Annotated in this window: 8 protein-coding genes; 3 read left to right on the top strand and 5 right to left on the bottom strand. The window is 58.3% G+C overall.

What is annotated here, in order from left to right; all coding sequences use genetic code 11:
- Nucleotides 1-16: 16 nt before the first annotated feature.
- On the top strand, nucleotides 17-1,858 hold the full coding sequence (locus tag NW816_RS09120) for a tetratricopeptide repeat protein (RefSeq protein ID WP_414408936.1): 1,842 nt from the start codon (nucleotides 17-19) through the stop codon (nucleotides 1,856-1,858).
- Here NW816_RS09120 and rpaB read toward each other — a convergent pair.
- From rpaB to NW816_RS09140, 4 genes are all read right to left on the bottom strand, one after another.
- The gene (gene rpaB / locus NW816_RS09125) at nucleotides 1,831-2,571 is read right to left on the bottom strand and encodes a response regulator transcription factor RpaB (RefSeq protein WP_011434119.1); all 741 of its coding nucleotides are present in this window, start codon (nucleotides 2,569-2,571) and stop codon (nucleotides 1,831-1,833) included. The genes NW816_RS09120 and rpaB overlap by 28 nt on opposite strands.
- A 462-nt stretch (nucleotides 2,572-3,033) precedes the next feature.
- The gene (gene recO, locus NW816_RS09130) at nucleotides 3,034-3,891 is read right to left on the bottom strand and encodes a DNA repair protein RecO (RefSeq protein ID WP_414408937.1); all 858 of its coding nucleotides are present in this window, start codon (nucleotides 3,889-3,891) and stop codon (nucleotides 3,034-3,036) included.
- Nucleotides 3,888-4,583 carry a deoxyribose-phosphate aldolase gene (deoC, locus tag NW816_RS09135; RefSeq protein ID WP_414407456.1) on the bottom strand — a complete coding sequence of 232 codons (696 nt, stop codon included), beginning with the start codon at nucleotides 4,581-4,583 and terminating at the stop codon, nucleotides 3,888-3,890. The genes recO and deoC overlap by 4 nt, the downstream gene beginning before the upstream one ends.
- Nucleotides 4,584-4,788: 205 nt before the next feature.
- Nucleotides 4,789-5,253, bottom strand: coding sequence for a redox protein (locus tag NW816_RS09140; protein WP_414343843.1), 465 nt, complete (start codon nucleotides 5,251-5,253; stop codon nucleotides 4,789-4,791).
- 174 nt (nucleotides 5,254-5,427) lie between these two features.
- On the opposite strand from NW816_RS09140, the gene NW816_RS09145 reads away from it, so the two are divergent.
- Nucleotides 5,428-6,321 carry a LysR family transcriptional regulator gene (locus tag NW816_RS09145; RefSeq protein ID WP_414408938.1) on the top strand — a complete coding sequence of 298 codons (894 nt, stop codon included), beginning with the start codon at nucleotides 5,428-5,430 and terminating at the stop codon, nucleotides 6,319-6,321.
- Nucleotides 6,322-6,593: 272 nt separating this feature from the next.
- Entirely contained in the window at nucleotides 6,594-7,628 is a 1,035-nt protein-coding gene (locus NW816_RS09150; RefSeq protein WP_414399413.1) for an E3 ubiquitin ligase family protein, read from the top strand.
- 378 nt (nucleotides 7,629-8,006) lie between these two features.
- Here NW816_RS09150 and NW816_RS09155 read toward each other — a convergent pair whose 3' ends face one another.
- Nucleotides 8,007-8,561: a DUF4079 domain-containing protein gene (locus tag NW816_RS09155; RefSeq protein WP_414358456.1), complete on the bottom strand. Its 555-nt coding sequence runs from the start codon at nucleotides 8,559-8,561 to the stop codon at nucleotides 8,007-8,009.
- Nucleotides 8,562-8,675 lie beyond the last annotated feature (114 nt).

Below are 8,675 nucleotides of genomic sequence, written 5' to 3' on the forward strand. Positions count from 1 at the left end.
CAAAAGAGGCAAAGACGTGCCACGGGGCTTTGGGCGAGGGAAAGACAACCGGCAAGCGGCTGAGTCACAGGATCCAGAGCGGGGATCCGAGATCCCATCCTCTTCGCAGGCGGCTCTGGCGTTGGTTCAACGCTACCGACAGGCGGGGGATCTGAAGACTGCTCTGCACCTCTGCCGGCAGCTTACCCGCACCCAGCCGCGTTTGTTCGCTGCTCAGGCGTTGCTGGGATCCCTTTATCTCCAGATGGGGGATCCCCGCCAAGCTTTGACCCCCTTGCAACTGGCTCTGCACCTGCGGGGGGATTGGGTGCCGGCCTGGCAGGATCTGGGCGATGCCTGGATGCAGCTTGGCAACCCAGAGGAAGCGGCGCGAGCCTACGAACAGGGCCTGGCCTTTGCCCCCGGTGATGGGCAATTGCTTTTCCGATTGGGCAGTTGTTGGCTCACCCTGGGGAAATTGGCCCAGGCAATTGAGGTGTTGCAACAGGCAGCAGCAGCCCAGCCTCCCCAGGTCTATGCCTTGGCAGCTTTGGGGAATGCCCTGATGCTCGATGGCCAAGCTGAGGAAGCGGAAGGCTGGTTTCGCCAAGCTCTTGCCCTTGCACCCCAGGAGGGGCGAATTCTCGTTAACCTCGGCCACTGCCTGCACCTGCAAGATCGCTTGGAGGAGGCCGCCGATTGTCTGCAACGGGCCATCTCGCTGTTGCCGAGGGATGCCCAGCCTCACAACAACCTGGGCACCATCTTGCAGGAACAAAACCGGTTGGAAGCGGCCATTGAAGCCTATCGGCGCAGCTTGCAGTTGGCCCCCCACTGGCCGGAGATCCACTACAACCTGGGCACGGCTTTGCTGACCCTGGGCCGCTACGAGGAGGGGTGGCGAGAATACGAATGGCGGCTGCAGCGACAAGGGGCGACCTACCCGCGCTTTCTTTCCCCTCTGTGGACGGGATCCCCCCTGAGCCATCAGACCCTGCTGATCTGCGCCGAACAAGGGTTGGGGGACACGATTCAGTTTGTGCGCTACTTGCCGCTGCTGGCCGAGGCCCATCCCCAAGCGCAAATCTGCCTTCGCTGCCAGGAATCCCTCGTGGAGCTGTTCAGAGGGTGCCTGCCCCAGGTGCAGGTGATCTCGGAAACGGATCCCTTGCCCTCTTTCGATTGCCATCTGCCCTTGCTCAGCTTGCCGCAGCGGTTGGGCACCACTCTGGAGACGATCCCGGCCCGCATCCCCTATCTTGTCTATCCCGTTCATGCCGGCGGGCCGCAGATCCCTTTGAGCCTCTCCTGGCGGGAAGACTGGCCGGAGCTTTCCCAGGAGCGGATGAAGGTGGGGCTGGTGTGGGCCAGCGGTCGGCGTGCCCATCCTGAGCTCAACCGCGTACAAAGGCTGAAAAGTTGCCCTCTGAATCTGTTGCTCCAACACTTGCATGGGCCTTCCATCCAGTGGGTTAGCCTGCAGGTGGGGGAAGATCTGTCCGCGCCACTCGGACAGAGTCCTCACCCGGTGGGATCCCTATTGGAGCAGCACCAAGTGTTGGAGCTGGGATCCCGTTTCCGCAGTTTTGTCGATACAGCCGCAGCCGTTGCCCAGTTGGATCTGGTGATCAGCGTTGATACAGCCGTTGCTCATTTGGCCGGGGCGATGGGCAAGCCGGTATGGGTGCTGCTCCCCTTTGCCGCCGATTGGCGCTGGCTGCTCCATCGAGAAGATAGCCCCTGGTACCCCGGGGTAATGCGACTGTTTCGACAAGACACACCGGGAGACTGGGTTGGCGTGTTGAGGCGGGTGCAGGCCGCTCTTGAAGAGAGGTTGCGAGGGATCCCTTCTCAAGACCGTGCCTGTTCCTCTCCCTGAACGATGCGCTGAAACAGATAGCCGGTGCCTCGGGCCGTCAGGATCAGCTCTGGGTTGCTGGGGTCATCTTCCAGCTTGGCCCGCAGCCGCGAGATGTGGACATCCACCACCCGCGTATCCACATGGCGCTCCGGGGTATAGCCCCACACCTCTTGCAAAATCTCGGAGCGGGAAAAAGGCTCCCCCGACCGACTGACCAACAACTCCAGCAGACTAAACTCCATCCCCGTCAGGCGAATGCGCTCGTCCCGTTTGTAGACCTGCCGCTTGTTGGTATCGATGCGAATATCCCCCACTTGAATCACCCCAGAACTGGGGATCCCATCGTGGGCCGACCGCGCCACCCGGCGCAACACCGACCGAATGCGAGCTTCCAGCTCCTTGGGCGAAAAGGGCTTGACCACATAGTCGTCTGCCCCCAGCTCCAGCCCTGTGATACGGTCGGCTACATCTCCCAGCGCCGTCAGCATGATGATGGGGATGTCCGATTCTTTGCGCAGCTCCTGGCAAACCCCATAGCCATCCAGCTTCGGCATCATCACATCCAGCACCACCAGGTCGGGATCCTGCTTGTGGAAAACCTCCAGCGCCTCCTCGCCGTCCGAAGCTGTGACCACGTCGTATCCGATCATGGACAGACGGGTTTCCAAGATGCGTCGAATGCTGGCCTCATCATCGACCACCAGAATCCGTTCCTTACGCTGTGCTTCCACGGTGCTGCAACTCCTGAACTTCTAACGGTACTCGGTAAAAGAGAGATCTGAAAAAGAACTAAGGTGGGCGCTATCTTGAGTTGGGCGGATGCAGGAACCCCAGGGGCTGCTCCTCAGTTGGGCAGACTCACCGAGGAAATTGAACACTCACAAGCAATCATCTGCAATTAACCAAAGCCGCACCTCAGGGATGCAGCTCCGGGAAACAAGCACAAAACAGAAGGCCCTCTCGGCAGTGGATTCAATCTTGTTAAAAGCTCCAACTTCAATCCCACCTGATGATGCTGTCCAGTACCTGGTGCAAGGCACTCCTCCCCAAAAAACATTGCTCAAACCTGAGAGGCCTTCGTAAGAAGTTACTTTCCATAACCTAATTTATCATCCAAAATCGGCTGCCAACCCGCCTCGATGCTCTATTTTGCGGCTATTGGGCCGGACTTGATACATACCTTCACAACTTTTTCAGGCCGATGCCCATGTTTTGGGATGTCCCTCAGGAAAAGCCGGGGATCCTTGACCGTTTGCAGTGGAAACAGCATAGCAACTGGCCAATAGCTCGGCGGAACGGATCTCTCGATCCGTATGATGCTCCAAAACGCGCCGTAACAGACGTTCTGCTTCCAGCCAAGCAGCCAAAGGCAGGGAATCCTCCGGCAGAGGCAGTGTGGAGCTGGGCAGGGATCCCAAGGCACGTAAGGCAGAAGCGGAGACCCAGGCAATTGGGCTGGGCCGCTGGGCCACCCGGCAGGGATCACAGACCAAGCCACCCCATTGGGGGCTGAAAAAAACGCCGTCGACCAACTCCCCTTGACAGAAGTAACAAGCCTGCACCTGAGGGGCGAACCCCGCCAACGCCAGGAGGTGGTACAACCCGTGGGTGAGCAAGGGCAAAACGGCCCGTTCCGAAGCAGCCCGCTCGATGCGTTCCAAGTGTTCGACCAACACCACAAACAGCTCTTCCTGAGCTTGATCGGGCAAGGCCAACTGCAGAGCCACCTCCGCCAAGTACTGCGCTGCCGTGAGATGGGCTAAGCTGCGGCTGAGGCGGGGAAAAGTCTGCAGGGTTTCCGCTTGGACGATGCGCTGTAGACGCTGGGAAGTCTCTGTTTGGGCAGACCAACGCCCCCGCACCATCAGCAAATCGTTGATGACAAAAGGCTCCATCCGCCCGCCCAGCTTGGAAGGCTGCTTACGAGATCCCTTGGCCACCGCCCGGATCAACCCTTGCTCGCGAGTCAAGATGGTTACAATCCGATCCGCCTCTCCCAGTGGGATCCCTTTGAGATTGATGCCCGTAACCCGATAGGTGCGCCCACTCATGGGGTTCCTCTGGCTCGCAGCTCTTGCATCAGCTCCAGCCCCCAAGAGGTGCCGATACGGCTGGCCCCCGCCTGGATCATGGCCTCTGCTTGAGCCACCGTGCGAATGCCGCCCGACGCTTTCACCCCCACTTTGCCGCGGCTGAGTTGCCACAACAGTTGCACATCTGCCGGCGTCGCCCCCCCCATCCAGCCGGTGGAGGTCATCAAAAAAGCCGCCCCCGCATCGATACAAATCTCCCCGGCCAGCTTTTTCTCCTCCTCGGTCAGCAGAGCCGTTTCCAAAATGGCCTTGACGCAAACCCCCGTTTCTTCCACCAGTTGGGCAATCTCGGCATGGAGGCGATCCAGCTCTCCCGCCTTGAGCCAAGCCAAGTTGATGCGGACATCCAGCTCCCGGCACCCCTGCTCCACCGCCAGTTGGGCCTCGTAAAGCTTGGCCTCTGCAGTGGTTGTGCCCAGGGGAAACCCCACCACCGTGCTCACCTTGACCGGGGATCCGTGCAGCCGCTCCACCACCCGCGGCACGTAGCAAGGAGGAACACAAAAAGTGGGGAAGCCATAGCGCAAGGCAATCTCACACCCCTGGTCAATCTGTTCTGGAGTAACCATCGGCAACAACAGAGTATGGTCGATGTACTCCGCCAAATTGAGCGAGCTATCCGCTATGCCCTTGCGCTCCAGAGAGAGCATTGGTCGATCCCCCAGCACCCATCTTTACTCTAGCTTCAGTTTTCACCTGCAGGGATCCCCAAAGAGGGCTGAGCCTCTGGCCACAGCCAACCCACCAGGGCATCCCTTCGACCCCACAGTGTCCATTCCCTCGGCACAGCTCACACAGGCTGCTGCCCGATTGCGAGCCCTGATTGACTCGCGGGGGGGCATGGGTTAACCGTACTCAGGCACAAATGCGGGGCAAAGGTGCAGGCGCCGAGGTCACCTGCAGCAATCGGGGAATACGGCTGCTGTCGTAGATGCGAAATTCTTTTTCCAAGATGGCTTTTTCGTCGCGCACCGCCTGGTTCAATACGATGGATCCCTCTGGATCGGAGACGGAACGGTGAAAAGTGCCGGGAGGAATGCGCAAAATGCCTCGGTTCGCTTCCAGGCGCACAATATGGAAGGGATCCCTCCAGCTAAAATTCACCAGGTAAAACGTCCGTCCGCCCCATAGAGCCAGTAGGTTGTCCTCTTGGTGTGGATGCATATAAAACTGCCAATAGCCCTGAGGATTATTGGGGGGACTGATGGCCGGCCCATCATGGTAAACCAAATCGCGGGCGTTGGATCGCGCAACCGTGATGTCGAAAAAGCGCACGCCGGGAGTATCTCGAAATTGATGGAATGGCAGCAGGGCAAACATGGATCTCGACATAGGGACACTTGACCAACGACAGGAAGATAAAGAGGTTTTCACACTGTTTCCCGCTGTTTCGCAGTGTGAAGGAGAAGTTATGTCGTAGTTTAGTCAGGCGCGGCGGAGGGTTCAAACCTGAGATAGCATCACATCTATGCGCAGATCGAATAGATGGGATCCATGAACATCTCACAACTGCAAACCCTGGTGGCTGTGGTGGAGCGGGGGAATTTCAGCGATGCCGCTCTGCAATTGCACATTTCCCAGTCGGCGGTGAGCCGGGCCATTGCCAGCCTAGAGGAAGAATTGGGGGTGACTCTACTGGTGCGCGGTCGCTTTGGGGCACGCCTGACGCCGGTGGGAGAGCGACTGCTGCGCCATGTCCGCAAAATGCTGCAACTGCGGGAACAAATGGATTATGAGGCCAACCTGGAAAAAGGGTTGCGGGGGGGAAGTGTGCGGGTTGCCGCTTTTCGCAGTGCTGCAACTCATTTGTTGCCACCGGTGATCGCCCGCTTCCGCCAACAATTTCCGCAGATTACCCTCACCCTCACAGAAGAAGATCCGGCCACTGTCGAACATCTGTTGCGATCGGGCCAGGTGGATATTGGCCTGTTGCCCCTGCCGCGGGCTGGTGAGGATCTCCAGACGTGGGAGATTGCCCGCGATGAGTTCATTGTGTTGGTTCCGCTGAGTTTTGGGCCCCTGCCGGAAACCCTGACCTGGGAGGATCTTTCCCGTTTTTCCTACATTCTCTACAACTACGCCGAATGCACCACCGCGGTGCGGAACCACTGGGAAGCTGCCCACCAAACCCTCAAGGTGGCCTACTTGGTGAAGGAAGACTCCACCATTGTGAACATGGTGGCACAGGGTCTGGGGGCTGCCATCTTGCCCCGCTTGGCCGCCATTCCCATTCCCGAAGGGATCCAGATCCGCCGGCTGCCGATCCCACTGGAGCGGGTGATCGGAGCTGCTGTTCTGGCCTCTGCGCTGCATCCGCCCGCAGTATTTGCCTTCCTAGAAGCCTTGCGGGGAAACCCGTCTCAGTTGCCAAGTCAAGTTCGGAACTGACCGCATTCGGGATTGTCTTAAACTCCTCTTAAATGCTGTTTTATGGATAACTGCTAGCATGAGGCCAACTTCACTCCCACCCCCCGGAAAGGAAGGCCTCTATGAACTGGCTGACGCTGCTTGGGCTACTTTGTCTTCCCGGCTCTCTGTTTTCATGTGTTGAGTATTTGCGCTCCCAAAGGTTGGTTCAACAGCTCTCCACCACTCGGTTGCTCAAGGTAGCCGAGCTTCGCAATCTCGGTCAGACAAGTCCACAGGCAAAAGGAGCAAACTTGGCCCAAGTTTATGGCAGGATTTTGTGCAATCGGCCTTTGGTATCGGAATTTTCGCGACAGCCTTGCGTCTACTACAAGTCCGAGATCTCTTGGGAGTATGACGAAGTCGAATGCTATCGAAAGTATTTGAACAGCGAAGGCGACGTAACCTACAGCGAACGGATCAGCGAAGGCGAATACCAGAACGCTCTGCGCTTGGGATCCCGGGCAAAATCCTATCCGGGGAGAATGACCGCAAAGGAGCCCGGATTGGGCTATTCTGCCCCCAGTTCTTTCCAGAAAAGGGTTGATCCCGGCTACTCCGATTCTTTCCCACAAAAGTCCAACCCTGGCTACTTCGGCGCGGCATCCTTTCCGCAAAAACCCGGCTCTGGCTACCCCGGTTCGGATGCTTTCCAGAAGAAGCCTGGTTACCCCGATTACCCACAAAAGCTCGGCTCTCCAGCCTATCCCGAAAAATTGCCGTTTTCTGAAGCAGGCTCTCCCCAAAAGTACTACAACAATGTGTACTCCGATCCGAGCACAGGCCGGGAATATCTCCTGGAGAGAGAGACGAGAACGAGAGATGAAACCCTTCACTCAGTGGTTCGCCAGATCCCTTTTTTCATCGAAGACGAAACCGGAAGGGTGAGGGTGGATCCCACGGGTGCGGAGGTAGAGGCTATGGCGGTTGTGGATGAGCGTGTCTTTCCCGGAAAAGGCCCCAGCCGCTTCAACTTCGATCTCAAGCGCTACCTTTCCCAAGTGAGAACAGAAAACCGCTCCACTCGCTCTTTCATCTATAAGGAATGGGTGATTCCGGTGGATGCGATGGCCTTTGCCATGGGGCAGGTGCGCTTCGAGGCAGGGGATCCCGTGATCCGAAAACCTCTTTCTGGGGGACGGTTCATGATCGCGCCCAAATCCCCTGAAGCCCTCTTGGAAGAGCAGCGCTCCAATGCCAGCAGCTACCTGGTGTTGTCCATCGTCCTGCTGGGCATCGGCGTTTTCACCGTGCTCTACCTGCTGCAATCCCTGCAACCTTATCGCTGATAGGCTCCCGGCCTTCCTGTCCAGGGAGAGGGAAACCTCGGGTTACCAAAAAACTGGGTCTAAAGCCCCGCCCTAAGGCCTACGGCCCGCTGACGCGACTAGGGCGGCTTTGTGCTATGCTGCCCGCAGCGGCAGGGTAGTCAACCGCTCTAAAAACCCAACAGTCTCACGACTGGATACAGCCTCAGCAGGCTTTGTAGTTGTTGTTTGCAACGGTACCTAAGGGCATTAGGGAACCGCTCTGGGTGCTAGGGCTTGCGTAGCGCTTGGGGAGACGAGCACCGCTGCCGTGGAGGGGCAACCCAACACGATAAGTGCTGTCGCAGAACCAGGAACCAGAATCCCCTGCCTTTAGGCAGGGGAGCATGTCAATGCCACTCACAGCGACAAGCCCAGCTTGAGCCCGAACAAGGCATGGGCAAACAGTATGCACAGGATGAGGCTGCCCACATAGGCATGGGTGGTGCGCAGAGCAGCGCGGTTGCCCCCAAAGCCGCTGAGAGACAAAGCTCCATTCACCGCCAACAACAGCAGCACCAGGGATCCCGTCCAAAAATGGGGACTGCTCAATAGGGGCTTCCCTTGCATCACCAGGGAGAGAATGCCGCCGGTGTAGCCCAGAGCGATGAAGGTGGCCATCCAGGGAGCCAATTTGCGGTGATCCAGCAGAGGCTTTTGGGCCGATTCCGGCAGGGATCCCTCTGAGGTTGGGGAGGCGGCTGCCAGACGCAAGGTTCGCCCTCGCCACCCGGTCAGGCCGACAAAGCTGCCCATCACCACCACCACGATTCCCATCATCAAAGGGTGACCCCATTGCACAATGGGTTGGGGCAAGTTGAGGCCGGCAAAAAACTGGGCTACGGGCTGCAAGGCGGCGGTTAACCGATCCGAAGCTGCCGACAGATCCGGCAAGGCCAAGCTCAACAGGTTCATGGCGATCCCTCTACCTCTGCGACGAATCTACAACTGCATGAACTACCCCACCGCATAGGCGGATGGGGTTTCTGATGCCCCATCCACTTGACGGCAGGATTTTAGTCTCTTCCT

Origin of the sequence: Synechococcus sp. W55.1 (assembly GCF_047461655.1) — a bacterium.
GTDB lineage: Bacteria > Cyanobacteriota > Cyanobacteriia > Thermostichales > Thermostichaceae > Thermostichus.